The following is a 25,089-nucleotide window of genomic DNA, read 5'->3' as shown; positions in this document are numbered from 1 at the left end:
TAGAAGAGTTCCAGGGCGAGAAGCATGCGCTCATCCTACCCGCCGCCTCCGACGCAGGGGCGGGGCGGACGCGACCGCTCAGGCGGTGCGGATCCGGGCGCTCGGGACGGGAGGGCGCGACTGCTCAGGCGGGGAGGAGGAGGGCGATCCCGCTCGCGACCGCGACCACGGCCATCGCTCCGACGATGCTCGTCATCGCGCGGAGGAGGTACCCCTCGGCGCGGGCCACGGCGAGCTGCACCGCGAAGGTCGCGAGCACGCAGCCGCCGAACGTCAGCGCGAGCCAGAGCTGCCGGGACTCCGGAGCGGCGATCGCCAGCGTCAGCACGGAGCCCGCGAGTGCGAGCGCCCAGACGACTCCGATGCCCACCCGATCCCTGCCCATCCGACAATTGTGCCCCAGGCGGACGCCCCTCCCGGCCCGCCGCTAGTATTGCGGGCAGACCAGTTCTGGAGGATCCGTGGCGCAGTTGTTGATACTGACCTCGGCGGGAGGCGCCGAGGTGCTCCCCGCACTGGGGCTCCTCAGCCACCGGACCCGGCAGATCCCCGCGGAGCCCGCCCAGCTCGTGAACGCCCCGAGCTGCGATCTGATCCTGGTCGACGCGCGGCAGGACCTCGCCAGCGCCAAGTCGCTCTGCAAGATCCTCACGACCACGGGCATCAACGTCCCCCTCATCCTGATTCTCACGGAGGGCGGGCTCACGGCCGTCTCGGCCGACTGGGGCGTCAACGACGTCATCCTCGACTCGGCCGGCCCCGCCGAGGTCGACGCCCGCATCCGCCTGGTGATCGGCCGACTGGCGCAGGAGCAGTCGACCTCGCGCATCCAGGCGTCGGGCGTCGTGATCGACGAGGCCAGCTACTCCGCCAAGGTGCACGGGCGCCCGCTCGACCTCACCTTCAAGGAGTTCGAGCTCCTCCGCTTCTTCGCCACGCACCCCTCGCGGGTCTTCACCCGCGAGCAGCTGCTGAGCGAGGTGTGGGGCTACGACTACTTCGGCGGCACCCGCACGGTCGACGTGCACGTGCGGCGCCTCCGCGCGAAGCTCGGCGACCTGGAGTCGCTGATCGGCACGGTCCGCAACGTCGGATACCGCTTCAACGTGTACGAAGAGGACAATGAGCGAGTCGCTCAACCTGTCCGTTGAGGACCTGGCCGATCCCGCGGTGGCGGCCGGCCTCGAGCACCTGATCGGGCGCGCCGCCTGGTTCGACCACCAGCCCCCCTTCAGCGACCAGACGCTCGTCGACGCCCGGGCCGGCTCGCGCACCCTCCTCGTGGGGCTGCGCGCGGACGTGGTCGTGGCGGCGGCGATCCTCGGGCAGGGCGAGCTGGAGTTCGTCGTCGATCCGGAGTGGCGCGGGGTCGGCTTCGGCACCGCGACCCTGGAGCAGGTCCTCGCGAGCGGCCGGACGGGCCTGCTCGCCTGGGCGCACGGCGACCACCCCGCCGCCCGGGCCCTCGCGGCCTCCCACGGCTTCGCACCGGTTCGCACCCTCCTGCACCTCGAGCTCGAGCCGCTCGCCGCCCCCGAGGTCCGCGTCCCCGAGGGCGTCGTCCTCTCGGACGCCCGCGACCTCGCTCCGGCCGAGTGGATCGCCCTGAACGCGCGGATCTTCGCCGCGCACCCCGAGCAGGGGCGGATGACGGAGGAGGACCTGGCGGCCCGCCGCGCCGAGCCGTGGTTCGACGAGGGCGACTTCCTCCTGCTCCGCGACGCCGACGGCACGCTCCTCGGCTACGACTGGCTCAAGATCGAGCCCGGATCGACGACCGGCGAGATCTACGTCCTCGGGGTCGCCCCCGAGGCGGCCGGACGGGGACTCGGCCGCACCCTGCTGAACGCCGGGCTCGCGCGGATGCTCGAGCGCGGCTGCACCACGGCCGACCTCTACGTCGAGGCCGAGAACCGGTCGGCGGTGGCGCTCTACCGCTCGCTCGGGTTCACGGACGCCTCCGTCGACGTGCAGTACCTGCAGCGGGCCGCGCCGCTGCGCTGAGCCGGCACTCCTCCACAGGGCCTTCCCCGGCCCCGTTCATCCGGCATTCACGAGCGGCGGCGCGGAGCGGACGGACGCGGTGCCAGGATGGTCGCATGGACGGCGACAACCTGCTTCTCGAAGACGGTCTCAGCGATGACCTCGACGACGACTTCGACGACGAGGAGGAGCACTCGGACCCGCTCCTCCCCGACAACCGCTACCTCGACCGGGAGCTGAGCTGGCTGGCGTTCAACCAGCGCGTGCTCGAGCTCGCGGAGGATCCGCTGGTTCCGGCGCTCGAGCGGGCGAACTTCCTCGCGATCTTCTCGTCCAACCTCGACGAGTTCTTCATGGTCCGGGTCGCCGGCCTCAAGCGCCGCATCCTCACGGGGCTCGCCCTGCCGACGAACATCGGGCGCGTGCCGGTCGACGTGCTGACCGACATCTCGGAGAAGGCGCACCTGCTGCAGCAGCGCCACTCCCGAGCGTTCAAGGAGCTCGTCGAGCCCGCCCTGCGCGACGGCGGCATCGACCTCGTCCGCTGGGACGAGCTGAGCGACGCCGAGCGCACCGTGCTGGACGACTACTTCTCGGCCCAGGTGTTCCCGGTGCTGATGCCGCTCGCGGTCGACCCGGCGCACCCGTTCCCCTACATCTCCGGCCTCTCGCTCAACCTCTCGGTGCGGGTGCGGAACCCGAAGACGCAGAAGGTCGAGTTCGCGCGCCTCAAGGTGCCGCAGATGCTCCCCCGCTTCGTGCGGATCGCCGGCGTCGCGGCGCCGGGCGAGCCGATGCGGTTCATCTCGCTCGAGGACCTGATCGCCAACCAGCTGGACGACCTGTTCCCCGGCATGGAGATCCTCGACCACCACGTGTTCCGGGTGACGCGCAACGAGGACGTCGAGGTCGACGAGGACGAGACCGAGAACCTGATCAAGGCCCTCGAGAAGGAGCTGCTGCGCCGCCGGTTCGGCCCGCCCATCCGCCTCGAGGTCACCGACGACATGGACGACGAGACGCTGGGCCTGCTGGTCCGCGAGCTCGACATCACGACGCAGGAGGTCTACAAGCTCCCGGCCCCGCTCGACCTCAGCGGGCTCTTCAGCCTGCAGAAGATCGACCGCCCGGACCTGAAGTACCCCAATCACGTCCCGACGACGGCGGTGCAGCTCTCGCCCAGCGAGCCCAACCAGCGGCAGGACGTCTTCAAGGCCGTCTCCCGCGGCGACGTGCTCCTTCACCACCCCTACGAGTCCTTCGCGACGAGCGTGCAGTCGTTCCTCGAGCAGGCGGCGGCCGATCCGGACGTGCTCGCGATCAAGCAGACGCTCTACCGCACCTCGGGCGACTCCCCCATCGTCGAGGCGCTCATCGACGCGGCCGAGTCGGGCAAGCAGGTGCTCGCCCTGGTCGAGATCAAGGCGCGCTTCGACGAGCAGGCGAACATCTCGTGGGCGCGCAAGCTCGAGAAGGCGGGCGTGCACGTGGTCTACGGGCTCGTCGGGCTGAAGACCCACTGCAAGCTCGCGCTCGTCATCCGCCAGGAGAAGGGCGGAGTGCTCCGCCACTACTCCCACATCGGCACCGGCAACTACAACCCGAAGACCTCGCGCATCTACGAGGACCTCGGACTCCTGACGGCCGACCCCGAGGTCGGCAAGGACCTCACGCGTCTGTTCAACGAGCTCTCGGGCTACGCGATCGAGAAGAAGTTCAAGCGCCTGCTGGTCGCGCCGCGCCACCTGCGGAAGGGCCTGCTCAAGCGGATCGCCGCCGAGACCGAGAACGCCCGCGCGGGGCGCCCCTCGGGCATCCGGATCAAGGTCAACTCGATCGTCGACGAGTCCGTGATCGACGCGCTCTACCGCGCCAGCCAGGCCGGCGTGCCGGTCGACGTGTGGGTGCGCGGCATCTGCGGGCTGAAGCCCGGCCAGGAGGGGCTCTCCGAGACCATCCGCGTGCGCTCGATCCTCGGCCGCTACCTCGAGCACTCCCGCATCTTCAGCTTCGTCAACGGCGGCGAGCCGGACGTCTTCATCGGCAGCGCCGACATGATGCACCGCAACCTCGACCGCCGCGTCGAGGCTCTGGTGCGGATCGTCGAGCCGGCGCACCTCAGCGAGATCGACGACATGTTCGAGCGGGCGATGGACGAGCGGACCGCCTCCTGGTGGCTCGGCCCGGACGGCGACTGGACGCGGCACCATCTCGATGAGGAGGGCGCTCCGCTCGCCGACCTGCAGAACCAGCTGATGCAGCACATCACCCATCGCAAGCGCGCGGCGACACGGTCCGCCAACCGGGCCTCCAGCCGCTGACGCCCGTGACGGGCACCGTCTACGCAGCAGGAGCGGTGTGCTGGCGGATCATCGAGGGCCGCCCGCACATCCTCGTGATCCACCGGCCGCACCGCCGGGACGTCAGCCTGCCCAAGGGCAAGGTCGACGCGGGCGAGTCCCTTCCGGAGACCGCGGTCCGCGAGATCCGCGAGGAGACCGGGCTCTCGGTGGCGCTCGGGGTGCCGCTGGGGTGCACCGAGTACACGCTGCCGAGCGGGCGCCCGAAGGCCGTCTACTACTGGGCGGCGCAGGTGACCGAGAAGGCCGTCCTGGCGTCCGACTTCCTCCCGAACGACGAGGTCGAGGCGCTCGAGTGGGTGACGCTCAAGCGGGCCCGGAGCTACCTGACCTATCCGCACGACGTGACGATCGTCGACGAGTTCGCCCGGATAGCCGCACGCGGTGCGCTCGAGACCTTCGCGATCGTGGTCCTGCGGCACGCGAAGGCGGTGCCCGCCTCCTCCTGGGACGGCCGCGACTCCACCCGCCGCCTCACCGGGCGCGGCCGGGTCGAGGCCGCTGCCGCCGCTCAGGCCGTGGCCGCCTGGCGCCCGCGCCGCCTCGTCTCGAGCACCGCCAAGCGCTGCCGGTCGACCATCGCCCCGCTGTCCGGTCTGGTCAGGAAGCCGGTCAAGCTGCGCGACGACCTCAGCCAGGAGGCGCACGAGCAGGGCACCGCCGACGTCCGCGCCCTGGTCGGCAAGCGGGTCCGCGCCCGCCGCACCGCCGTCCTCTGCAGCCACCGGCCGGTGATCCCCGAGATCCTGCGCGAGATCGCCCTCGCCACGGCGACCCCTCTCGGCGCCTACCTCGACGAGGCGGCAGCGCTCCCGACCGGGGGCTTCGCCGTGGTGCACCTCTCCACCGGTCATCCCGGATCCGGCATCGTCGCGATCGAGACGCACACGCCGCTGGCCTGACCGCCCGGGCGCGCTGCGTGACCGGCTCGACGGGTCCGTCCGCACCGGGCCGGTCGCGCCACCGGGACGCGCCCGACGCACCGCGCCTTCCCCGCCGCCCCGTCGCTCCGCAATCCCCGAGGCGGACCCGTTCACCGCGCGTTCACCGAGCGGTCGGTGCCAGGACACGACCCCTCCGTACTCTCGCTCGCGGGCTGCACCAGGCCCTGTTCTGTTTTCCACGCTTTCCTACCCGAAAGGGATACTTGTGAGATTCTCGCGTCTCGGCCAGGCGGCCGTCGTCGCCGCCGTCGCAGCGATCACGCTGACCTCCTGCGCTGCCAACGAGGCACCGGCCGCAGGCGGCAGCTCCGGCTCCGCCACCACCTCCACGCTCTCCGGCACCATCACCGGGATCGGCTCGTCCGCTCAGGGCACCGCGCAGACCACCTGGGCCGCCGCGTTCCAGACCGCGAACCCCGAGGTCACGGTCAACTACGACCCGCAGGGCTCCGGCGCCGGCCGCACCAACTTCATCGACGGCGCCGCCGACTACGCCGGCTCCGACTCCGCGCTCAAGGACGAGGAGCTCGCGGGCACCTTCGCCGCCTGCGCCCCCGACACCAAGGCGATCGACCTCCCGGTCTACATCTCGCCGATCGCGGTCATCTTCAACGTGGAGGGCGTCGACGAGCTCAAGCTCGACGCGGCCACCATCGCTGGCATCTTCAAGGGCACCATCACCTCCTGGGACGCCCCGGAGATCAAGGCCCTGAACCCCGACGCGACCCTCCCGTCGGCGAACATCACCTCCGTGCACCGCTCGGACGACTCGGGCACAACGCAGAACTTCACCGACTACCTCGCGGCCACCGCGAGCGACGTCTGGGACGCTCCCGCCGCGCAGACCTTCCCGTACCAGAGCGGTGACGGCGCCAAGGGCACCTCGGGTGTCGTCGACGCGGTCAAGAACGGCACCAACACGATCGGCTACGCCGACGAGTCCGGCGCCCAGGGCATGGACATGGCCCAGCTGAAGGTCGGCGACGCGTTCTCGACCATCTCGGCCGACGGAGCCGCGGCGGTCGTCGCCGCCTCGCCCATCGCCGACGGCCGCGAGGACAACGACCTCGCGATCAAGATCGACCGCACCGGCACCGAGGCGGACGCCTGGCCGATGGTCCTGGTCAGCTACCTCATCGTGTGCCAGGAGTACGCGGACGCCGACAAGGGCGAGGTCGTCAAGTCCTTCGCCTCCTACGTCGCGAGCGAGGAGGGCCAGGAGGCCGCCGCCGCTCAGGCCGGCTCCGCTCCCCTGAGCTCCGAGCTCGCCTCGACCGTCGCCACCGCGATCGAGTCGATCAAGTAGTCCCACCGGCAGGGCCCGTCTCGCAGCACGATCCGCGGGACGGGCCCCGCCTGTGCCGGGCTCGACCCACCGGACGCCCCTCCGAGCCCTAGCATCTCCCTGTGCGCCCCGCCGAACCCCCTCGTCTGAAGAGAGTCCCCTGGAATGGCAACTGAGACCGTCGTCCGCCCGAAGGCGAAGGTGCGTGTCGGAGATCGGGTCTTCTCGATCTCGACCGTCGCCGCCGGCTCCCTCATCCTCCTCGTCCTCGCCGCCGTCGCGATCTTCCTCATCGCGCAGTCGATCCCCGCGTTCACCGCGCCGGCCGGCAGCCTCCCCGGCGACGCGACGAGCTTCTGGGCCTACGTCGGCCCGCTGGTGTTCGGCACGGTCTGGTCGGCGGTGATCGCCCTGGTGATCGCCCTGCCGCTCTCGATCGCGATCGCCCTCTTCATCTCGCACTACGCGCCGCGCCGCATCGCGATGGCCCTCGGCTACGTGGTCGACCTCCTCGCCGCCGTCCCCTCGGTGGTCTTCGGCCTCTGGGGCGCGACCGTGCTGGCACCGATGGTGCAGCCCTTCTACCTCTTCCTCAACGTGAACATCGGCTGGTTCCCGCTCTTCGGCGGCCAGGCGTCGGGCACCGGCAAGACGATCCTCACCGCCTCGGTGGTGCTGGCCGTCATGGTCATCCCGATCATCACCGCGGTCTGCCGCGAGATCTTCCTCCAGGCCCCGCGCCTGCACGAGGAGGCGGCGCTCGCGCTCGGCGCGACCCGCTGGGAGATGATCCGCATGGCCGTCCTGCCCTTCGGCGCCCCGGGCATCGTCTCGGCCGCCATGCTCGGCCTCGGCCGGGCCCTCGGCGAGACGCTCGCCGTCGCGATGGTGCTCTCGCCCGCGACGGTCGTCTCCTTCCTCCTGCTCACCTCGCAGAACTCGAACACCATCGCCGCGAACATCGCGCTGCAGTTCCCGGAGGCGAGCGGAGTCGGCGTGAACGTCCTCGTCGCCTCGGGCCTCATCCTCTTCGTCATCACCCTCGTCGTGAACTCGGTCGCGCGGTTCATCGTCAACCGCCGCAAGGCCTTCTCGGGAGCCAACTGATGTCCGCCGCCACCTCGTCGATGCCCTTCTCGCTGCAGGCGGGCAAGCTGCCCAAGGGCACTCCCTGGATGCTGCTCGTCGGCAGCTGGGTCGTGTTCGCCGCCGTCTTCCTGATCCTCCAGGCGGCCGGCATGATGAACGACTTCAGCCTCGTCGGCGCGATCTTCTGGGGCACCGTCCTCTTCGATGTCGCCATCTACGTGGTCTCGCGCCTGGTCGAGGGCGGCCGCAAGGCTGTCGACCGCCTCGTGACCTCGCTGGTCGCGACCGCGTTCATCATCGCGCTGCTCCCGCTGATCTCCCTGCTCTACACGGTCGTCTCCAACGGAGTCGCGCGGTTCGATCCGCTCTTCTTCTCCTCGTCGATGCGCAACGTCATCGACGCGGGCGGCGGCGCCCTCCACGCGATCATCGGCACGCTCGAGATCACGGCCATGGCCGCGCTGATCTCGGTGCCGATCGGCCTGCTCACCTCGATCTATCTCGTCGAGTACGGCCGCGGCCACCTCGCCCGGGCGATCACCTTCTTCGTCGACGTGATGACGGGCATCCCCTCCATCGTCGCGGGCCTGTTCGCCTACGCGCTCTTCGCGCTGCTCCTCGGCCCCGGCGTCCGGATGGGCTTCGCCGGCTCGATCGCCCTCGCCGTGCTGATGATCCCCGTGGTCGTCCGCTCGTCGGAGGAGATGCTGAAGCTGGTCCCGAACGAGCTGCGCGAGGCGTCCTACGCCCTCGGCGTGCCGAAGTGGCTGACCATCGTCAAGATCGTGCTGCCGACCTCCATCGCCGGCATCACGACGGGCATCACCCTCGCGATCGCCCGCGTCATCGGCGAGACCGCCCCGCTGCTCATCGTCGCCGGCTTCACCGCGTCGATGAACTACGACCTCTTCAGCGAGCGGATGATGACCCTCCCGGTCTTCGTCTACACGCAGTACGCGAACCAGGGCCCCGACGCCGAGGCGTTCCTCAACCGGGCCTGGACCGGCGCGCTGGCCCTCATCCTGATCGTCATGGCGCTGAACCTGGTCGCCCGCCTGATCGCGAAGATCTTCGCCCCCAAGCTCGGCCGCTGACACCCACCACTCGGCTCCGGCCGGAATCCCCGAAGGAAGCAATGTCCAAGCGCATCGAGGTCAACGACCTCAACGTCTACTACAGCCAGTTCCTCGCGGTGGAGGGCGTCTCGCTCGCCATCGAGCCCCGCACGGTCACCGCCTTCATCGGCCCGTCCGGCTGCGGCAAGTCGACCTTCCTCCGCACGCTCAACCGCATGCACGAGGTCATCCCCGGCGCGCACGTCGAGGGCGAGGTCCTGATCGACGGCAACAACCTGTACGGCCCGGGCGTCGACCCGGTGCAGGTCCGCCGGCAGGTGGGCATGGTCTTCCAGCGCCCCAACCCGTTCCCGACGATGTCCATCCGGGACAACGTGCTGGCCGGCGTGAAGCTCAACAACCGCCGCATCTCGAAGTCGGACGCGGACGCGCTCGTCGAGCGCTCGCTCCAGGGCGCGAACCTCTGGAACGAGGTGAAGGACCGCCTCGACAAGCCGGGCTCCGGTCTCTCCGGCGGCCAGCAGCAGCGTCTGTGCATCGCCCGCGCGATCGCCGTCTCCCCCGACGTCCTCCTGATGGACGAGCCCTGCTCCGCCCTCGACCCGATCTCGACCCTCGCGATCGAGGACCTCATCGAGGAGCTCAAGAACGACTACACGATCGTCATCGTGACCCACAACATGCAGCAGGCCTCGCGCGTCTCGGACCGCACCGCGTTCTTCAACATCGCGGGCACCGGCAAGCCGGGCAAGCTCATCGAGTACGACGACACCGCGACGATGTTCTCGCGGCCGTCCGTCCAGGCGACCGAGGACTACGTCTCGGGCCGCTTCGGCTGATCCGCCGCAGACGAGAGCGAGCCGCGTCCCTCCGGGGTCGCGGCTCGCTCTCGTTCCACCGCGTTCCCTCCGGGAACGAGAAGAGCCGCACTCCGTCATGGGAGTGCGGCTCTTCTCGTGCTCGGGCCGTCAGGCGATGTCGATCGCCAGTATCGGATCGGTGGTCGGAGTCGGCGAGCCGCCGGCGTCCTCGACCGTCACGGCGACGACTCCGCCCTCGGTCAGGCTCCCCTCGAGCGGGGCCACGGTGCTGCCCTCTCCCCCGTCGAACGTCCCTGCGGCGACCGGACCGGATGAGCCGATGTACCAGAGCTCGTAGGTCTTGTCCTCCGGCAGCGGCGCCAGGTCGTCCACCACGAGGGCGGAGCGGCCGAGCGAGCTCGACCAGACCAGCGTCGCCTGCTCGCCGGTGGCGACCGTGCCGGTCGTCTCCTGCGCGTCGGGGGCGCTGCGGATCTGCTCCAGAGCCGTCTGCTGCTGCGTCTGGCCGGGGCCGGACGAGAGCAGCGGCGGAAGGGTCACTCCGCCGACCACGATCACCGCGGCGGCCGCGGCCGCCGAGAGGTAGACCGCGGGGCGGGCGAACCAGCGGCTCCGTGCGCGGTTCGCGGCGCTGCCGCCACCGTCCCGGCGAGCCGTCGGACCGCTCCGCTCGCCCTCGGAGGCGACGGGGACCAGACGGGGCGCGGCGGGCGCCTCGTGGTCCTCGTCGGGCTCCTCCAGCGGCAGCTGCGGAGTGGTGGCGATGAGCGCCATCAGGTCGGCCTTGAAGCCCGGCGAGGGCTCCACGGCGGGTGCGTCGGCGACCAGCGCCTCCGCCACCTCGGCGAACGCGTCGGCCTCGCCGCGCGCCTCCGGGTGCTCGGAGAGGAAGCGCTCGTAGCGCTCCTGCTCCTCGGGCGTCAGGATGCCCAGTGCGTGACCCGCCGCGAGATCGCGCGGGTCGTCCATCCCGTCGGGGAGTCGCACATCGTTCACAGGGCCACCCCCATCTCTTCTCGAAGTCTGATCATTCCGTCACGCAGGCGTGTCTTGACGGTTCCCACGGGGCACTGCAGGATCCCCGCGATCTCGCTGTGCGAGTATCCGCCGTAGTAAGCGAGCTGCAGCGCCTGCCGCTGCAGTTCCGTCAGGCGGCCCATGGCGGCCGCGACCTTCTCGTGCTCGAGGGACACCTCCGCCTGCTCGGAGACCTGGTCGTAGTCGCGTCCGAGGTCTCGGATTCCGATGCGCATGTCCCGATCACGGCCGGCTTGAGCCGCGCGGACCCTGTCGATGGCCCTGCGGTGTGCCATCGTGAGGATCCAGGTCGTCGCGCTTCCTTTATTCGGAGCGAAACGCCCAGCGGTTTGCCAGATCTCGAGGAAGACCTCCTGGGCCACCTCCTCGGACTGGGAGCGGTCGACGAGGACGCGGATGATCAGGCCGAGGACCCGGCCGGCCATCTGGTCGTAGAGCGCGGCGAACGCGGCCTGCTCTCCCCCGGCGATGCGCTCGAGGAGGACAGCCGCCTCCGCTGTGGTGTCGTCCGTCATCAGCCCCGCCTCGCCCGCGCCCGGGCTGAAAGATTCCGCGTCATCCAGAAGGCTGTCACGGCCAGGCCTGCAACGACGACCGACACCTCGATCGGGTGCGTCACGAATCGGACATCCAGCGCCAACGTGCCGATCGGCACGAGCGCGGGGTCGCCCAGCCGGGGGGCCAGCCAGAGCGAGATCACGGCCACCGCCGCAGCGGTGATGCCCGGATAGCTGCGCGGGCGGATGAGGACCCAGAGCCCGGCGAGCACGTCGAGGACCGCGAGGACGCGCATCACCGTGCCCTGCGAGAGCGAGACCCCCGCGGCGAACTGGGCGCCCTCCGCGTCGTCGACGCTCGGCGCGGCGAGGAGGTAGAGGGCGGCGACGACCAGCAGCCCCGTCCCCGCCCAGACGCGCGCGCCGATCCGGAGAGCTCTGCTGTTCTTCATTCCGCTGGCGCCTGTCTGTGGGGACTCGGGCGAGGATCGACTCCTCCTGGGCCCTCGCCTCGCGCACCGTGGCCTCGATGCGAGCAGAGAAGGGGCCGGACCGCAGGAACGCCTCTCGGCGCGAGGCCGCTCGAAGCGGCTATAAGTGGAGCCCGGGGTTACTGCGATCCGGCTTCCGCCAGTCTACCAAAGGCCTCCGCGGTGGCGGCGAGCGGCGTTCGCAATGGGTGAACGCGGGTTGCGCGTCACTCCAGGGAGTCGCTCCGCCACAGCCGCGCGCAGCTCACGAGCTCGGCCGCGGTGGTCGAGAGGCGCAGGGCGCGGGTGGTCAGCTTGCTCGCCCGGGCGGGGTTCACCGGCTCCACGTCGTCGGCGACCGAGACGGCTCCGGAGGCGCTCACGCGGCAGAACGCCGCGGCGCGGTCCAGTGCCACCGCGAAGTCGCCGTCGAAGACGCCGCGGAGGATCCGGTCGGCCAGCTCGGTGATCTCGGCCGGCCCCGTGGGAGTGCTGGCTCCGGCGACCACCGGGTCGATCGTGGCGGACAGCTCGACTCCGCGCTGGTAGAGGAAGCTCGTGCTCTCCGGGTCCTGCCGGATGACCAGCCGCAGCAGGTAGATCCGCCAGAGGGCGCCCGGCAGGCTCGCCGCGCTGGAGCGCGCCCAGAGCTCGGCGAGCGCGTCGATGCCGTTGTGGTCGGTGTACTCGACCAGGCGGTCGATGACCACCGGGTCGGGGTCGTTCCGGACACGGCTCAGCAGCGCGATCGCGGTCTCGTGGGCGACACGGCTGATCTGCGCCGGGTCCTCTCCTCCCTGGAACGCCTCGAAGACGTGGGAGGGGAACTTGGTCGGCTTGTGGAAGCCGTCTGTCATGGGGCCGCCTTCCGCGGTCGTGCGCGCGGACGCTCTCGCGCTCGCGCTCCGTAGGGGGTTCGAGGAGGGTAACGCCCGCGGCTGGGCGGGTATGCCCGCGCGGAGGACGCGGTCCGCTCCGGGATCGTCCGCGCTACGGGCCGCACCTGCTCCGGGCCGCACCTGCTCCGGGGGCGTCGACGGCCCGCTACCCTGGAGCGCGCGGGCCTCTAGCTCAGTTGGCAGAGCAGCGGACTTTTAATCCGCGGGTCGTCGGTTCGAGCCCGACGGGGCCCACCACTCGACCGCCTGGTCGCGCTTTCCGGACAGTGCCAGGGCGCAGCCAGGTCGCCGCACTACCGTGCAGAGGTGCTGACCGTCCTCCGCGTCCTCCTGCGCCGGCCTCGGCTGTGCGAGGCGTGCCGCGTCCGGCCGGCCCGCCGCCGTGACCCGTTCTGCTCGACGGACTGCGCGAAGACGTACTACCTCTACCTCTGACGCCTCGTCCGGGCCGCGGTGCTCCGCGACGGCGTCACTCGTGGCAGAGCGACCACACCTCGTCCGGGTAGTCACGGACCTTCTCGCCGACGAGCAGGCGCCAGCGGCCGTCCTGGTGCTCGAGCAGGCGGCCGGTGACGACCTCCGAGAGCCAGTCGGAGTCGATCCGGTACCAGCGGACGAGGCGGACAGTGGTCGCGGTGTGCGAGACGCGGGTCGTCATCGCGGGAGTCCCTTCTCGAGGAGGGAGCGGGGTGCTGGAACCAGCGGAACGTTCGACGCGCGAACGGGGGGATGACCCGCACCGGGACGACTCCGTTGTCGACCGGCCGGGAGACTGCGGCGGGCATCCGGCGGACCGGATGCCAGGAACTCTAGACGACCGCGCGGACGGTGTCTGTCCCGTCGCCGGTCACAGCGGAGCGGCTCCGTTCAGCAGGCTCAGGGGTGGACGGTGCAGCCGGCCGGGCGCGTCTGCCGGAACGCGGCCGCTTCGCGGGTGCGGGAGCGGAGCCTCCTCGCGCGGCGGCGGAGGAGCCGCTCGCTCGGGCCGAAGGCTCCGGATTCGAGGAGCTGGCGGAGGGACAGGGTCACCTGCCGGGCCAGACGGGGATCGATGCGGCCGGGGATCCGGATCGCGTCGATGAGGTCGAGGGCGTTGCGCGTGGTGCGGGAGATCGCCATGACGGAACCCTAGGGACGCCGGGGCGCGGTGTGCGCGCCCCGGACGGGGGCGCCGACGGGGACTGATGCTCAGCCCCGGGGCGCCCCGGCGGGATCAGTCGTGCCCGTTGCTGCCGTCGCCACGGCCCGTGGAGGACTGCAGGCGGTCGATGTGCTCGGAGGCCTGGGCCTTGGTGAGGTCGGCGGGCAGGGTCTCGCCCGCCTCGCGCGCGAGGGTGTCGAGGTAGCTGCGCTGCGGGCCGGTCATCGGCTCGTCGCCGGTGACCCAGTCGGACGGGTCCTTGCTGGCGCTGGTGTCGCTGCCGTCGTCGGCACGGGCGCCGAGGACGTCGCCCTCGGTCTTGACATCGGGATCGGTGGTGTTGTCATCGCTCATGGTGCGACCGTACGCCCGACCACCGACGCCGACGAGGGCTTGCGGAGCGGGCCCGGGCGCCCCGCTTCACGAGCCGAGCAGCGCGTGCGCGACGGTGAAGATGACCAGCCCGGCCAGGGAGCCCACGACGGTGCCGTTGATCCGGATGAACTGGAGGTCCTTCCCGACCTGCAGCTCGAGCTTCTCGGACGTCTCACGCGGGTCCCAGCGGTGGATGGTGTCGCCGATGATGCTGGCGATGTCGGTGCGGTAGCGGTCGACCAGGTTGGCCGCGACCGATCCGATCCAGGAGTCGACGGTCGCCGCGAGACCGGCGTCGGTCGAGAGCCGGCGGCCCAGATCGACCACGATCGACTCGATGCTGCCGCGGAGGGGGCTCGACGGGTCGTCCATCGCGCCGAGGAGGGAGGCCTTCGTCGCCTCCCAGGCGTCCCCGGCGAGCTCGCGGACGCGCGGGCTGTCGAAGGCGCGGTTCTTGATCTCCTCGACCCGGGCGATCAGGTCGGGGTCTGTGCCCAGATCCTGCGCCAGCGTGGCGAGGTAGCCGTCGATCGCGATCCGGAACGGGTGCACCTGGTCCTCGCGCACCGCGGCGACGAAGACGAGCGCCTCGCGGTACAGCCGCTCGTCCACCGCTCGGCTGACCGCGGAGGGCAGCCAGCTCGGCAGGCGGCCGCTGACCATGCGGGTGAAGCTCTGCGGGTTCGCGGTCAGCCACGCCTCCGCCTGCTCCACCAGCGTGTCCACGAGGCGCCGGTGGTGGCCCGCCTCGACCACGCTTCCCACCAGCGAGCCCAGCGGCGGGCCCCACTGCGGGTCGAGGAGGTGGCGCCGTGCCAGCGCCTCGATCACGCGCTGCACGTCGGAGTCGTCCAGCAGGGCGATCGCCGAGCGGACGGCCGCGGCGCTCTCGCCGCCGACCCGGTGCGCGTTCTCCGGCTCGGCGAGCCACAGCCCCGCCCGCCGGGCGATCCCGAAGGAGTCGAGCTTCTCGCGCACGATGGCGCCGCGGAGGAAGTTCTCCTCGACGAACTGCGCGAGGCTCGCGCCGATCTCGTCCTTCTTGGTCGGGATGATCGCGGTGTGCGGGATCGGCAGGCCCAGCGGCCGCCGGAACAGCGCGGTCACGGCGAACCAGTCGGCGAGCGCGCCGACCATCCCGCCCTCGCTCGCGGCCCGGACCCACTGCAGCCACGGGTAGCGCTCCTGCAGGGCGAACGACACGGCGAAGACGACGGCCATCACCACGAGCAGGCCCGTGGCGAGCCGCTTCATCCGGACGAGAGCGACGCGCTTGGCCTCGTCGTCGCGCCCGACCGCCGCGAGGGTGGTCATGACGCGGTGGGGAACCCCTCGTGGCGGATGCCCCACGCGACGGTCCACTCCTCGCCCGGCTCGAGCCAGCGCAGGCCCTGCCCGCTGTTGAACGCCTCGGCGGGAGCGGTCATCGGCTCCACGGCGATCGCGGTCTTAACGTCGTCGCCGTCGGGGAAGATCCGGGTGATGAAGACCTGGATGAAGTTGTGCGAGGCGTCGGCCCAGAGGAGCACGCGGCGGCCGTCCGCGGCGCGGAGGCCGTGCACGCTCTCGCCGTCGACCATCCGGACGTCGGCCCAGGCGTCGTCGAGCTCGAGGTCGCCGATGCGGCGGCCGGAGCGGAGGTCCCACTCGGTGCCCTCGACCGGGTTCTGCACGGTGGGGTTGAGGCGCTCGTCGACCTCGATGTGCACCGCCGCGTCGACGGTGATCTCGAGCTCGTCGGTCGGGACGTCGCCGATGGCGAGGAAGGGGTGCGTGCCGATGGCGACGGGTGCCTCGTCGGCGCCGACGTTGACGACGCGGTGGACGACCTTCAGCCCGTCGGCCTGCAGCTCGTAGCGGACCGAGGTCTCGAGGTGGAACGGGTAGCCCGCCTGCGGCACGACCGGCGCGGCCAGCTCGACGAAGGACGGGCCCTGGTCGACGAGGCGGTACGGGGTGCTCACCAGCAGGCCGTGGATGGCGTTGTGGTACTTCGGCTCGGTGATCGCGAGCTGGAGCGTCTCGCCGCGGTGGTGCCAGCGCCCGTCCTTCACGCGGTTGGGCCAGGGCATCAGGACGATGCCCGAGCCGAACGGCGGAACGGTGCTCTCCGGGTAGGAGGCGGTGATCTCCACTCCGTCGACCGAGAGGTGGCGCAACGCTGCGGCCACCTCCGTCACGACGGCGTGCAGGGTGCGTCCCTCGGCGGTGAGGTCGAGCGAGAACTGGCGCCCGGTGGCGGGGGCGGGGGTGAAGTCGGCCATTCCTCGATCCTACGGACTGACGCGCTCGCCGAGCGCCCGGCAGCGGGTGACCGCGAGCCCCGCCTCCTCCAGAGCGGCGACGAGTCCGTCGGCGGCGCCCGCCCCCGTGAGCAGACGGTCGAACTCGTCGGGAGCGGCGACCCGGCCGAGGTCGACCACTCCGAGCTTCGAGGAGTCCGCGACCACGACCCGGCGGGTCGCCGCCTGCAGCATCCGGCGCTTCAGGGTCGCCTCCGGGAGGTTGACGTTGGTGACGCCGGCCTCGGGGTGCACGCCGGTGCAGCCGATGAAGGCGATGTCGGCGCGGATCCGCTCGAGCAGCTCGGACGCGAGCGGCTCGACCAGCGAGTGCTGCAGCGGCCGCAGAGTGCCCCCGGTGACGACGACCGTGAAGCGCGGGATGGCCGGCTCGAGCGCCAGCGCCGTGGAGAGGCCGTTCGTGATCACCGTGACGTCGCGCAGCTCCTCCCGCGCCACGAGCGCGTGCGCGATGGCGAGCGGGGTGGTACCCACGTCGAGCACGATGCTCTGCCCGGAGGAGACGGAGGCGGCGGCCTCCTCGCCGATCGCGGCCTTCTCGTCGGAGGCGGCGCTCAGGCCCTCCTCGAGCGAGCGCTCGCCGGTGGGTCTCGGCGCCGGGATCGCCCCGCCGCGCACCCGCTGGAGGACGCCCTCGCTCGCGAGCAGGGCGAGATCGGAGCGGACGGTGACGACCGAGACCCCGAGCATGTCGGCCATCGGGGCGACCCCGACGAAGCCCGAGCTCTCGGCGGCCAGGCGCAGCCGCAGCCGGCGCTCGATCGCCGACGTGGACTCCTGCTCGCCGTCCGTCCTCATCCGCCCATCGTGCCCGCGGTCGAGTGGACTTGTCAAAGCGAAAACGAGCTTTCCTTTTCGAAGGTGCGGCCCTAGTCTGACTCCTGCCATGAACGAAGCGATCACCCTCTCCGCCGGCGTCGTCAAGCGCCCGCACACGCTGGCCGACGGCCGCGAGCTCCTCTACTTCGACGACGCCGACACGACCCTCCCCCCGGAGCGCGCCGCCGACGCCCGCCACCTCGACCCCCGCCCTGCCACCGCGCGGATGCGCCAGGACGTGCTGACCGGCGAGTGGGTCTCCATCGCCGCGTCGCGCCAGAACCGCGTGTTCCTGCCGCCGGCCGAGCTCGATCCGCTCGCCCCGGCGTCGCCGACGAACCCGTCGGAGGTGCCCAGCCGCTACGACGTCGCCGTCTTCGAGAACCGCTCCCCCTCCTTCGGCCCGCTCCTCGAGGACGCGGACGCGCCCGCCTCCCTGGAGGACCTGCGCACTCTCGGGCTCGGCCGGACGCTGACCAGCGTCGGCCGCTGCGAGGTCGTCTGCTTCAGCCCCGAGCACGAGGGCTCGTTCGCCACGCTCAGCGCCTCCCGCGCCCGGACCGTGGTCGAGGCCTGGGCCGACCGCGTGGGCGCCCTCTCGGCCCTTCCCGGCGTGCAGCAGGTCTTCCCGTTCGAGAACCGCGGCGAGGCGATCGGCGTCACGCTGCACCATCCCCACGGGCAGATCTACTCCTACCCCTACGTCACGCCGCGCACGACCCGCCTGCTCGCCTCGCTCGACAGCTACGGGCCGTCGATGTTCGCCGACGTCCTCGCCTTCGAGCAGGCCGGCGAGCGCGTCCTACTCCGCGGCGAGCACTTCACCGCGTTCGTGCCGTTCGCCGCGCGCTGGCCCGTCGAGGTGCACCTCCTGCCGCACCGCCACGTCCCGGACCTGGCGGCGACGACCCCGGAGGAGCGCGACGAGCTGGCTGTGATGTACCAGCGCCTGCTCCGCGGCATCGACGCCCTCTACGACACCCCGACGCCCTACATCGCCGCCTGGCACCAGGCCCCGGTGCACGAGCGCCGCGACGAGGTGCGCCTGATGCTCCAGATCACCTCGCCCCGCCGCGCCGAGACGAAGCTCAAGTACCTCGCGGGGAGCGAGGCCGCGATGGGCGCCTGGATCGGCGACATCGCCCCCGAGACGAGCGCCGCGGCCCTGCGCGCGGCGATCGAGCGGGCCGAAGCGGCCGTGCTCGAGGCCGGGATCGCACAGCGCCCCGACGCGGCGCTGCCGGTCGCCGCGCACAGCGACGACTCGCTTCCCGGCGGCGCCGCCACTCCCGCCACCACCGCCTCCGACATCGCCGAGGAGAACCGATGACCGCCGCTCCCGCATCCCTGACCGCCGTCGCCGAGAGCGCGGCCGCCGCCTTCGAGCGCACCTTCGGCCGCCCCGCCGCGGGCGTCTGGGCCGGCCCCGGCCGCGTGAACCTGATCGGCGAGCACACCGACTACAACGACGGCTTCGTCTTCCCCTTCGCGATCGACCGCGCCACGGCGATGGCCGTCGCTCCGAGGGAGGACCGCCTGATCCGGATCAGCAGCGCCTTCTCCCCCGAGGTGGTCGAGGTCGCTCTCGACGAGCTCGGCCCCGGCGCCGTGACCGGCTGGTCGGCCTACCCGCTCGGCGTGGTCTGGGCGCTCACCGAGTACGGCGTCGACCTGGGCTCCCGCTCGGGCTTCGACGCGTACGTCGACTCCGACGTGCCGGTCGGCGCGGGGCTCTCGAGCTCGGCGGCGCTGATGTGCGCGATGGCCGTCGCCCTCGACGAGCTCTGGGACCTCGGCTTCGACCGCGCGACGATGGCCCGCGTCGGCCGTCGCGCCGAGAACGTCGCGGTCGGCGCCCCCACCGGGATCATGGACGAGTCCGCCTCCCTCTTCGGGAAGCGCGACGCCGCGGTGTTCCTGGACTGCCGCAGCCTCGACACCGAGGTCGTCCCCCTCGGCTTCGAGGAGGCCGGCCTCGTCCTGCTCGTCGTCGACACGCGCGTCGAGCACGCGCACGCCACCGGCGGCTACGCCGAGCGGCGCGCCTCCTGCGAGCTCGGCGCCGCGACCCTCGGCGTGCCGTCGCTCCGCGAGCTGACGGTCGACGACCTGCCGCGCGCCCAGGAGCTCCTCGACGACGTCACCTACCGGCGCGTGAAGCACGTCGTGACCGAGGACGTCCGCGTGCTCGAGACCGTCCGCACCCTGCGCGAGCACGGTCCCCGGGCGATCGGCGATCTGCTCGACGCCGGCCACGTCTCCCTCCGCGACGACTTCGAGATCTCGGTGCCCGAGCTCGACACCGCCGTCGAGGCGGCGCGCGGCGCCGGAGCGATCGGCGCCCGGATGACCGGCGGCGGCTTCGGCGGCTCCGCGATCGCCCTCACCCCGGTGGAGAAGGAGGAGGAGGTCCGCGCCGCGGTCCTCGCCGCCTTCGCCGAGAAGGGCTTCACGACTCCGGAGCTCTTCCTGGTCACGGCCGCCGACGGCGCGGGTCGGGTGCTCTGACCTCTGCTTCCGTCGACGCCCCCTGCGACCTCGCGTCGCAGGGGGCGTTCCTCGTCCAGCCGCTACGGCGCCGGATCCGGCGGAACGACGGCGCGCGCTTCTCCCCCGGTGACCCGAACCAGCTCGGCGAAGCTCGTCGGGTAGACGGTGTGCGCGTGCCCGGCCGCAGCCCAGACCACGTCGTAGGCGGCGAGGGCCGTGTCGACCACGGTGCGCAGCGGCGCGGGATGGCCCACCGGCGCGATCCCGCCGATCGTCTGGCCCGTCGCGGACTTCACCTCCGCGGCCGGCGCCCGGGTGATCGATCCGCCCAGCTGCACGCCCAGCCAGGCGGTGTCGACGCGGTGGCCGCCGCTGGTCAGGACCAGCAGCGGCGCACCGTCGATCAGGAACACGAGCGAGTTGGCGATCTGGCCGACGTCGACGCCCAGCGCCTCGGCCGCCAGTGCCGCCGTCGACGCGGCCGAATCGAGCCAGCGCACGGTCGGGTGCACGCCGTGCCGGTCGAGGTCGGCGAGGACGCGGTCGACGGCCGGGTGGCTCCGTTCGCTCATGCCGCCGAGGCTAGCGCCCCGGCCGCCCTCACTTCTCGAACGTGGAGGCATCGATCACGAAGCGGTAGCGGACGTCCGAGGCGAGGACGCGCTCGTAGGCCTCGTTGATCTGCGACGCCGAGACGACCTCGACCTCGCTCGCGATGCCCTTCTCGGCGCAGAAGTCGAGCATCTCCTGGGTCTCGCGGATGCCGCCGATGCCCGAGCCCGCGAAGGAGCGACGGGCGCCGAAGAGCGTGAAGACGTGCAGCGGCAGCGCCTCGGCCGGAGCGCCCACGTTCACCATCGTGCCGTTGCGGCGCAGGAGCCCCAGGTAGGCGTCGAGGTCGAGGGGCGCGCTGACCGTGTTGACGATCAGGTCGAAGGTGTTCGCGAGATCGGTGAAGGTCGCCTCGTCGCGCGTCGCGTAGTAGTGGTCGGCGCCCAGACGGAGGCCGTCCTCCTTCTTGCTGAGGGTCTGCGAGAGCACGGTGACCTCGGCGCCCATCGCGTGCGCGAACTTGACGGCCATGTGGCCGAGCCCGCCGAGGCCGACGACGGCCACCCGCTTGCCGGGGCCCGCCTCCCAGTGCGAGAGCGGCGAGTAGGTCGTGATGCCCGCGCAGAGCAGCGGAGCGGCGGCCTCGTAGGGGATCGACTCCGGCACGCGGAGCACGAAGTCCTCGACGACGACGACGTGCGTGGAGTAGCCGCCCTGGGTGATGGTGCCGTCGCGGTCGACGGAGGCGTAGGTGCCGGTGTTGCCCTTCAGGCAGTACTGCTCCTCGCCCGCGAGGCAGTTCTCGCACTCGCGGCAGGAGTTCACCATGCAGCCGACGCCGACGCGGTCGCCGACGGAGTGCTTGGTGACCTCGGAGCCGACCTCGGCGACGACGCCGACGATCTCGTGGCCGACGGTCAGCGGGTACGCCACCGGTCCCCAGTCGCCGCGGACGGTGTGGATGTCGGAGTGGCAGATGCCGGAGTAGGCGATCTCGATGAGCACGTCGTGCGGTCCGACGTCGCGGCGCTCGATGGTGGTGGGGACGAGCGGCTCGGTCGCGGAGGGGGCGGCGTAGGCGGTGACGGTGAGCATGGGTTCTCCTCGTGGGGCGGGGCGCGCTCCGAGGACGTGTCCGACGGAGTGGGGGACGCGAGAGCGCCGGGCCACGCTACCGGCAGGCGACTGGACGTCGCCCCCGAGCGCGGTCCGGCGCGGGTCCCGTGGCGCGGGACCGGTCAGCGCAGGGCGCGCTCGGCCGCCGTCACCACGTTGTGGATGAGCATCGCGCGCGTCATCGGGCCGACGCCGCCGGGCACGGGCGAGAGCCAGCCCGCGACCTCCGCCACCTCCGGTGCGACGTCGCCGGTCAGCTTCGCGCGGCCCGTCTCCGGGTTCTCGACCCGCGTGATGCCCACGTCGAGCACAGCGGCGCCGGGCTTCACCCAGTCGGCGCGGATGAGCCCGGGCACGCCCACGGCGGCCACCACGATGTCGGCGCGGCGCACCTCCGCGGCGACATCGGCCGTGCGGGAGTGGGTGAGGGTCACGGTGGCGTCGAGGCCCTTCCGCGTGAGCAGGAGCCCGAGCGGACGGCCGACGGTGAGCCCGCGGCCCACGACGACGACGTGCCGGCCCGAGGTCGGGATGCCGTGGCGCTGCAGCATCTCGACGATCCCGTTCGGCGTGCAGGGCAGCGGGCTGTCCAGCTCGCCCTCGACGCCGAGAACCAGGCGGCCGAGGTTGGTGGGGTGCAGGCCGTCGGCGTCCTTGTCCGGATCCATGAGCTCGAGCATCGCGTTCTCGTCGATGCCCTTCGGCAGCGGGAGCTGGATGATGTACCCGGTCACGGCCTCCGAGTCGTTGAGCTGCCGGATGGCGGCGCGGATGTCGTCCGCCGACGCGGTCGCGGGGAGGTCCACGCGGATCGACTCGATCCCGACCTCCGCGCAGTCGCGGTGCTTGCCCGCGACGTACGAGCGGGAGGCGGGATCGTCCCCCACCAGCAGCGTGCCGAGCCCGGGCACGACGCCCCGCTCGCGCAGAGCGGCGACCCGCTCCGCGATCTCCGTCTTGACCGCCGTCGCCGTCGCGACGCCGTCGAGTACCTGTGCCGTCATCTCGGGCTCCTCGGTCGTGGCGCGGCGGAGGGGGCGGTGCCCCGTACTCCGCCGCGCGGGTGGTGCAGCGGATCGACTACAGCCCGGGGTAGAGCGGGAAGTCGTCGGTGAGGCGGGCGACACGGCCGCGCAGCGCCTCGAGGTCGGCCGAGGGCTTGAGCGCCTCCGCGATGACGTCGGCGACCTCGGTGAACTCCGTGTCGCCGAAGCCGCGCGTCGCGAGCGCCGGCGTGCCGATGCGCAGGCCCGAGGTGACCATCGGCGGGCGGGGGTCGAACGGCACGGCGTTGCGGTTGACCGTGATGCCGACCTCGTGGAGGCGGTCCTCGGCCTCCTTGCCGTCCAACGGCGAGTCGCGCAGGTCGGCGAGGACGAGGTGGACGTCCGTGCCGCCGGTCAGGACGTCGATGCCCTCGGCCTTCGAGTCGGCCGCCGTGAGGCGCTCGGCGAGGATCTGCGCGCCGCGGATGGTGCGTGCCTGGCGATCGGCGAACTCGGGCTCGCCGGCGAGCTTGAACGCGGTCGCCTTCGCGGCGATCACGTGCATGAGCGGGCCGCCCTGCTGGCCGGGGAAGACGGCCGAGTTCAGCTTCTTGGCGTACTCTTGCTTCGCGAGGATGAGCCCCGAGCGCGGGCCGGCCAGCGTCTTGTGGACGGTGGTGGTCACGACGTCGGCGTAGGGCACCGGCGACGGGTGCAGCCCCGCCGCCACGAGGCCGGCGAAGTGGGCCATGTCGACCCAGAGCTTCGCGCCGACCTCGTCGGCGATGGCGCGGAACGCCTCGAAGTCGAGCTGACGGGGGTAGGCGGACCAGCCGGCGATGAGCACCTGCGGGCGGACCTCGAGGGCCTTCTCGCGGACCGCGTCCATGTCGATGCGGAAGGTCTGCGGGTCGACGCCGTACGCGGTCGCGTTGTAGAGCTTGCCCGAGAAGTTCAGCTTCATGCCGTGGGTCAGGTGGCCGCCGTGCGCGAGCTCGAGGCCGAGGATGGTGTCTCCGGGCTGCACGAGCGCGGCGAGCGCCGCGGCGTTGGCGGAGGCTCCGGAGTGCGGCTGGACATTGGCGAACTCGGCGCCGAAGAGGGCCTTGGCGCGGTCGATCGCGAGCTGCTCGGCGATGTCGACGTACTCGCAGCCGCCGTAGTAGCGGCGGCCGGGGTAGCCCTCTGCGTACTTGTTGGTCAGGACGGAGCCCTGCGACTCGAGGATCGCGCGCGGCACGAAGTTCTCGCTCGCGATCATCTCGAGGTAGCCGCGCTGGCGGTCGAGCTCCTGCTGGAGCACGGCGGCGATCTCGGGGTCGACCACCGACACGGGCTGGTCGAACGAGGCGGCGACGCCGGGGCTGGCGGGGGAAGAGGACACGGACGCTCCTTGGCTGGGAAACGGAAGGGGCCCGGCAGGTCGCGGCGGCGCGACACGGCTCGTTCGGGCGACCCGATCTACGGTATCCGTTCCAGCCCAGGCGTGCGGCGGGAAAAGTGTCCGGGGCGCTGCCCCGGAGGAGGTGCCGCTCCCTGATGGTCACCCATCCGAACGCCAGTCGCGGCGGGCTCACTCTAGCAAGCGGGCCGGGTGGCGCGGGAGTCGCGCCAGTCGGGGGCGGGCACGCGCGATCGTGCGACGATCCCTCGGGCGGTTCCGGCGCGGGACCGGGAGGGAGGGCGTCGCCGTGGGTCCTCGACGCCGCTCCGAGCGCGTCGACGGCCGCAGCGACGAGGAGCTCGTCGCGCTGGTCCGGGAGGGCCGCACCGACGCCGTCTCCGAGCTCTGGCGCCGCCACTCCTCGGCCGGGCGCACCGTGGCCCGGGCGTGGGCGAGCAGCTCCGACCCCGACGACCTGGTCTCGGAGGCGTTCCTCCGCGTCCTGCGGGCGATCGAGCGCGGCGGCGGACCCGAGGGCGCCTTCCGCCCCTACTTCTTCACCGCCGTCCGCAACGTCGCGGGGTCCTGGGCCCGGCGGGACCGGCACGAGCGGCCGTTCGACGAGGCCGACCGCGCCCTCCCCTCTGCCGGCCCCGATCCCGAGGCGCACGCCCTCGCCGCCCTCGAGCGCGACCTGGGCGCGCGCGCGTTCCGGGCGCTGCCGCCGCGCTGGCAGGAGGTGCTCTGGTACACGGAGGTGGAGGGCCTGTCCCCCGCCGCCGCCGCGCCGCTGATGGGCCTGCGGCCCAATGCGGTCGCAGCGCTCGGGGTGCGGGCGCGGGAGGGGCTGCGCTCCGCGTGGATCCGGGAGCACGTGGCGGACGCCTCGGCGACGGGCGAGTGCGAGTGGGTGCTCGAGCGGGCGGGGACGTACGCGCGAGGACGCGTCCCCGTCCGGGACAGGCACCGCATCGACCGGCACCTGGACGGGTGCCTCTCCTGCCGGGAGGCGCTGGCGGAGGCCGAGAGCACTGCGCGCCGCCTCGCGTCGGTGCTGCTGCCGCTGACCGCCGGGGTGAGCGGCGCAGCCGCCTGGGCGGCGGGCGGGGGCTCCGGCGCGGCCTCCGGTCCGCTGCCGAGCGCGGTCCGGGCGTCGAGCGCGGTCCGCGCATCGGCGGTCCGAGCGTCGAGAGCGGCCAGCGGAACAGGAGTGGTCGTCGCCGCATCCGCTGCGGCGGCACTCGCGGTCGCGGGAGTCGTCAGCGCGGCGGTGCTGCTGTCCGGGAACGGGGGCGGCGCGCTCGTGGCGGCGGAGGACGCCTCCGCGCGGGTGGACGAGCGCGGAACGGCCGAGGCGGTTGCGCCGGCGTCGAGCGGAGGAGCGACGGCGAGCGCCGACCGACCGGAGACGGACCCGGAGGCCGCGGACCGGACGAGTGCAGCGGACGGCGATCCGGCGGG

27 protein-coding genes and 1 tRNA gene are annotated in these 25,089 nt (G+C 72.2%); 13 read left to right on the top strand and 15 right to left on the bottom strand.

The genetic code is table 11. From position 1 onward, the window contains the following. Nucleotides 1-124: 124 nt before the first annotated feature. Nucleotides 125-385, bottom strand: coding sequence for a hypothetical protein (locus tag C5C99_RS14850; RefSeq protein ID WP_146076503.1), 261 nt, complete (start codon nucleotides 383-385; stop codon nucleotides 125-127). A 76-nt stretch (nucleotides 386-461) separates the two neighbouring features. Here C5C99_RS14850 and C5C99_RS14845 point away from each other — a divergent pair, with 76 nt between their 5' ends. From C5C99_RS14845 to pstB, 8 genes are all read left to right on the top strand, one after another. Further along, the gene (locus tag C5C99_RS14845) at nucleotides 462-1,151 is read left to right on the top strand and encodes a winged helix-turn-helix domain-containing protein (protein WP_104224700.1); all 690 of its coding nucleotides are present in this window, start codon (nucleotides 462-464) and stop codon (nucleotides 1,149-1,151) included. Then, nucleotides 1,123-2,004 (top strand): mycothiol synthase, encoded by an 882-nt coding sequence (gene mshD, locus C5C99_RS14840; protein WP_104249369.1) that lies wholly within the window; start codon nucleotides 1,123-1,125, stop codon nucleotides 2,002-2,004. The genes C5C99_RS14845 and mshD overlap by 29 nt, the downstream gene beginning before the upstream one ends. Before the next feature lie 95 nt (nucleotides 2,005-2,099). Beyond that, the gene (locus C5C99_RS14835; RefSeq protein WP_104224702.1) at nucleotides 2,100-4,304 is read left to right on the top strand and encodes an RNA degradosome polyphosphate kinase; all 2,205 of its coding nucleotides are present in this window, start codon (nucleotides 2,100-2,102) and stop codon (nucleotides 4,302-4,304) included. Nucleotides 4,305-4,309: 5 nt separating this feature from the next. Continuing rightward, nucleotides 4,310-5,245: an NUDIX domain-containing protein gene (locus tag C5C99_RS14830; RefSeq protein ID WP_104224703.1), complete on the top strand. Its 936-nt coding sequence runs from the start codon at nucleotides 4,310-4,312 to the stop codon at nucleotides 5,243-5,245. A 247-nt stretch (nucleotides 5,246-5,492) separates the two neighbouring features. After that, complete coding sequence (gene pstS, locus C5C99_RS14825) at nucleotides 5,493-6,593, top strand: phosphate ABC transporter substrate-binding protein PstS (RefSeq protein WP_104224704.1); 1,101 nt, start codon at nucleotides 5,493-5,495, stop codon at nucleotides 6,591-6,593. Between the two features lie 144 nt (nucleotides 6,594-6,737). Next, nucleotides 6,738-7,679 carry a phosphate ABC transporter permease subunit PstC gene (gene pstC / locus C5C99_RS14820; protein ID WP_104227270.1) on the top strand — a complete coding sequence of 314 codons (942 nt, stop codon included), beginning with the start codon at nucleotides 6,738-6,740 and terminating at the stop codon, nucleotides 7,677-7,679. Next, nucleotides 7,679-8,755 (top strand): phosphate ABC transporter permease PstA, encoded by a 1,077-nt coding sequence (gene pstA / locus C5C99_RS14815; RefSeq protein ID WP_104224706.1) that lies wholly within the window; start codon nucleotides 7,679-7,681, stop codon nucleotides 8,753-8,755. The genes pstC and pstA overlap by 1 nt, the downstream gene beginning before the upstream one ends. A 41-nt stretch (nucleotides 8,756-8,796) precedes the next feature. Further along, nucleotides 8,797-9,576 (top strand): phosphate ABC transporter ATP-binding protein PstB, encoded by a 780-nt coding sequence (gene pstB, locus C5C99_RS14810; protein ID WP_104224707.1) that lies wholly within the window; start codon nucleotides 8,797-8,799, stop codon nucleotides 9,574-9,576. 129 nt (nucleotides 9,577-9,705) lie between these two features. On the opposite strand, the gene C5C99_RS14805 is transcribed toward pstB, so the two are convergent. The 4 genes from C5C99_RS14805 to C5C99_RS14790 all read right to left on the bottom strand — a co-directional run bounded on the left by C5C99_RS14805 (nucleotide 9,706) and on the right by C5C99_RS14790 (nucleotide 12,420). Then, nucleotides 9,706-10,554 (bottom strand): anti-sigma factor domain-containing protein, encoded by an 849-nt coding sequence (locus C5C99_RS14805; protein WP_146076502.1) that lies wholly within the window; start codon nucleotides 10,552-10,554, stop codon nucleotides 9,706-9,708. Then, the gene (sigK, locus tag C5C99_RS14800) at nucleotides 10,551-11,111 is read right to left on the bottom strand and encodes an ECF RNA polymerase sigma factor SigK (RefSeq protein ID WP_104224709.1); all 561 of its coding nucleotides are present in this window, start codon (nucleotides 11,109-11,111) and stop codon (nucleotides 10,551-10,553) included. The genes C5C99_RS14805 and sigK overlap by 4 nt, the downstream gene beginning before the upstream one ends. Next, entirely contained in the window at nucleotides 11,111-11,545 is a 435-nt protein-coding gene (locus C5C99_RS14795; RefSeq protein ID WP_104227272.1) for a hypothetical protein, read from the bottom strand. Before C5C99_RS14795 ends, sigK begins: the two co-directional genes overlap by 1 nt. A gap of 245 nt (nucleotides 11,546-11,790) precedes the next feature. Continuing rightward, complete coding sequence (locus C5C99_RS14790) at nucleotides 11,791-12,420, bottom strand: DNA-directed RNA polymerase subunit beta (protein WP_104288069.1); 630 nt, start codon at nucleotides 12,418-12,420, stop codon at nucleotides 11,791-11,793. 203 nt (nucleotides 12,421-12,623) lie between these two features. Here C5C99_RS14790 and C5C99_RS14785 point away from each other — a divergent pair. Next, nucleotides 12,624-12,699, top strand: a tRNA-Lys gene (locus tag C5C99_RS14785). A gap of 69 nt (nucleotides 12,700-12,768) precedes the next feature. Continuing rightward, on the top strand, nucleotides 12,769-12,897 hold the full coding sequence (locus C5C99_RS17575) for a hypothetical protein (RefSeq protein WP_258059535.1): 129 nt from the start codon (nucleotides 12,769-12,771) through the stop codon (nucleotides 12,895-12,897). Nucleotides 12,898-12,931: 34 nt separating this feature from the next. Here C5C99_RS17575 and C5C99_RS14780 read toward each other — a convergent pair whose 3' ends face one another. From C5C99_RS14780 to C5C99_RS14755, 6 genes are all read right to left on the bottom strand, one after another. Continuing rightward, complete coding sequence (locus tag C5C99_RS14780) at nucleotides 12,932-13,120, bottom strand: hypothetical protein (protein ID WP_104224712.1); 189 nt, start codon at nucleotides 13,118-13,120, stop codon at nucleotides 12,932-12,934. Between the two features lie 218 nt (nucleotides 13,121-13,338). Beyond that, complete coding sequence (locus tag C5C99_RS14775; RefSeq protein WP_104273395.1) at nucleotides 13,339-13,581, bottom strand: hypothetical protein; 243 nt, start codon at nucleotides 13,579-13,581, stop codon at nucleotides 13,339-13,341. A gap of 94 nt (nucleotides 13,582-13,675) precedes the next feature. After that, on the bottom strand, nucleotides 13,676-13,957 hold the full coding sequence (locus C5C99_RS14770) for a DUF3072 domain-containing protein (protein ID WP_104224714.1): 282 nt from the start codon (nucleotides 13,955-13,957) through the stop codon (nucleotides 13,676-13,678). Nucleotides 13,958-14,023: 66 nt separating this feature from the next. Further along, on the bottom strand, nucleotides 14,024-15,292 hold the full coding sequence (locus tag C5C99_RS14765) for a DUF445 domain-containing protein (protein ID WP_104224715.1): 1,269 nt from the start codon (nucleotides 15,290-15,292) through the stop codon (nucleotides 14,024-14,026). Beyond that, a complete protein-coding gene (locus C5C99_RS14760) occupies nucleotides 15,289-16,242 on the bottom strand; it encodes an aldose 1-epimerase family protein (RefSeq protein WP_104263066.1) in 954 nt (317 codons plus the stop codon). Before C5C99_RS14760 ends, C5C99_RS14765 begins: the two co-directional genes overlap by 4 nt. 9 nt (nucleotides 16,243-16,251) lie before the next feature. Then, nucleotides 16,252-17,079 carry a DeoR/GlpR family DNA-binding transcription regulator gene (locus tag C5C99_RS14755; RefSeq protein WP_104288068.1) on the bottom strand — a complete coding sequence of 276 codons (828 nt, stop codon included), beginning with the start codon at nucleotides 17,077-17,079 and terminating at the stop codon, nucleotides 16,252-16,254. 88 nt (nucleotides 17,080-17,167) lie between these two features. Between C5C99_RS14755 and galT the strand changes: the two genes are divergently transcribed. Continuing rightward, nucleotides 17,168-18,430: a galactose-1-phosphate uridylyltransferase gene (gene galT / locus C5C99_RS14750; protein WP_104340306.1), complete on the top strand. Its 1,263-nt coding sequence runs from the start codon at nucleotides 17,168-17,170 to the stop codon at nucleotides 18,428-18,430. Then, nucleotides 18,427-19,608 carry a galactokinase gene (galK, locus tag C5C99_RS14745; protein WP_104224719.1) on the top strand — a complete coding sequence of 394 codons (1,182 nt, stop codon included), beginning with the start codon at nucleotides 18,427-18,429 and terminating at the stop codon, nucleotides 19,606-19,608. Before galT ends, galK begins: the two co-directional genes overlap by 4 nt. Before the next feature lie 62 nt (nucleotides 19,609-19,670). Here galK and C5C99_RS14740 read toward each other — a convergent pair whose 3' ends face one another. From C5C99_RS14740 to glyA, 4 genes are all read right to left on the bottom strand, one after another. Continuing rightward, nucleotides 19,671-20,162: a YbaK/EbsC family protein gene (locus tag C5C99_RS14740; protein ID WP_104224720.1), complete on the bottom strand. Its 492-nt coding sequence runs from the start codon at nucleotides 20,160-20,162 to the stop codon at nucleotides 19,671-19,673. 28 nt (nucleotides 20,163-20,190) lie between these two features. Continuing rightward, nucleotides 20,191-21,237 (bottom strand): NAD(P)-dependent alcohol dehydrogenase, encoded by a 1,047-nt coding sequence (locus C5C99_RS14735; protein WP_104233905.1) that lies wholly within the window; start codon nucleotides 21,235-21,237, stop codon nucleotides 20,191-20,193. A 143-nt stretch (nucleotides 21,238-21,380) separates the two neighbouring features. After that, on the bottom strand, nucleotides 21,381-22,262 hold the full coding sequence (locus C5C99_RS14730) for a bifunctional methylenetetrahydrofolate dehydrogenase/methenyltetrahydrofolate cyclohydrolase (RefSeq protein WP_104337949.1): 882 nt from the start codon (nucleotides 22,260-22,262) through the stop codon (nucleotides 21,381-21,383). Between the two features lie 76 nt (nucleotides 22,263-22,338). Further along, the gene (glyA, locus tag C5C99_RS14725; RefSeq protein ID WP_104340305.1) at nucleotides 22,339-23,628 is read right to left on the bottom strand and encodes a serine hydroxymethyltransferase; all 1,290 of its coding nucleotides are present in this window, start codon (nucleotides 23,626-23,628) and stop codon (nucleotides 22,339-22,341) included. Between the two features lie 307 nt (nucleotides 23,629-23,935). On the opposite strand from glyA, the gene C5C99_RS14720 reads away from it, so the two are divergent. Further along, nucleotides 23,936-25,089: sigma-70 family RNA polymerase sigma factor (locus C5C99_RS14720; protein WP_104340304.1), on the top strand; the 1,154-nt coding region annotated here is incomplete at its 3' end.

It is taken from the genome of Rathayibacter sp. AY1C4 (assembly GCF_002932195.1).
GTDB lineage: Bacteria > Actinomycetota > Actinomycetes > Actinomycetales > Microbacteriaceae > Rathayibacter.
Note: the sequence above shows the minus strand (reverse complement) of the source record. Positions and strands in the feature narration are given on the sequence as shown.

Bases quoted from the DNA above. Each gene is read 5' to 3' on its own strand.
- pstB (WP_104224707.1), top strand. From the start codon at position 8,797: ATGTCCAAGCGCATCGAGGTCAACGACCTCAACGTCTACTACAGCCAG.
- C5C99_RS14735 (WP_104233905.1), bottom strand. From the start codon at position 21,237: ATGCTCACCGTCACCGCCTACGCCGCCCCCTCCGCGACCGAGCCGCTC.
- pstC (WP_104227270.1), top strand. From the start codon at position 6,738: ATGGCAACTGAGACCGTCGTCCGCCCGAAGGCGAAGGTGCGTGTCGGA.
- pstA (WP_104224706.1), top strand. From the start codon at position 7,679: ATGTCCGCCGCCACCTCGTCGATGCCCTTCTCGCTGCAGGCGGGCAAG.
- C5C99_RS14780 (WP_104224712.1), bottom strand. From the start codon at position 13,120: ATGACGACCCGCGTCTCGCACACCGCGACCACTGTCCGCCTCGTCCGC.
- galT (WP_104340306.1), top strand. From the start codon at position 17,168: ATGAACGAAGCGATCACCCTCTCCGCCGGCGTCGTCAAGCGCCCGCAC.
- C5C99_RS14775 (WP_104273395.1), bottom strand. From the start codon at position 13,581: ATGGCGATCTCCCGCACCACGCGCAACGCCCTCGACCTCATCGACGCG.
- C5C99_RS14730 (WP_104337949.1), bottom strand. From the start codon at position 22,262: ATGACGGCACAGGTACTCGACGGCGTCGCGACGGCGACGGCGGTCAAG.
- mshD (WP_104249369.1), top strand. From the start codon at position 1,123: ATGAGCGAGTCGCTCAACCTGTCCGTTGAGGACCTGGCCGATCCCGCG.
- C5C99_RS14765 (WP_104224715.1), bottom strand. From the start codon at position 15,292: ATGACCACCCTCGCGGCGGTCGGGCGCGACGACGAGGCCAAGCGCGTC.
- C5C99_RS14790 (WP_104288069.1), bottom strand. From the start codon at position 12,420: ATGACAGACGGCTTCCACAAGCCGACCAAGTTCCCCTCCCACGTCTTC.
- galK (WP_104224719.1), top strand. From the start codon at position 18,427: ATGACCGCCGCTCCCGCATCCCTGACCGCCGTCGCCGAGAGCGCGGCC.
- sigK (WP_104224709.1), bottom strand. From the start codon at position 11,111: ATGACGGACGACACCACAGCGGAGGCGGCTGTCCTCCTCGAGCGCATC.
- C5C99_RS14760 (WP_104263066.1), bottom strand. From the start codon at position 16,242: ATGGCCGACTTCACCCCCGCCCCCGCCACCGGGCGCCAGTTCTCGCTC.
- C5C99_RS14740 (WP_104224720.1), bottom strand. From the start codon at position 20,162: ATGAGCGAACGGAGCCACCCGGCCGTCGACCGCGTCCTCGCCGACCTC.
- C5C99_RS14755 (WP_104288068.1), bottom strand. From the start codon at position 17,079: ATGAGGACGGACGGCGAGCAGGAGTCCACGTCGGCGATCGAGCGCCGG.
- C5C99_RS14795 (WP_104227272.1), bottom strand. From the start codon at position 11,545: ATGAAGAACAGCAGAGCTCTCCGGATCGGCGCGCGCGTCTGGGCGGGG.
- C5C99_RS14850 (WP_146076503.1), bottom strand. From the start codon at position 385: ATGGGCAGGGATCGGGTGGGCATCGGAGTCGTCTGGGCGCTCGCACTC.
- C5C99_RS14835 (WP_104224702.1), top strand. From the start codon at position 2,100: ATGGACGGCGACAACCTGCTTCTCGAAGACGGTCTCAGCGATGACCTC.
- C5C99_RS14770 (WP_104224714.1), bottom strand. From the start codon at position 13,957: ATGAGCGATGACAACACCACCGATCCCGATGTCAAGACCGAGGGCGAC.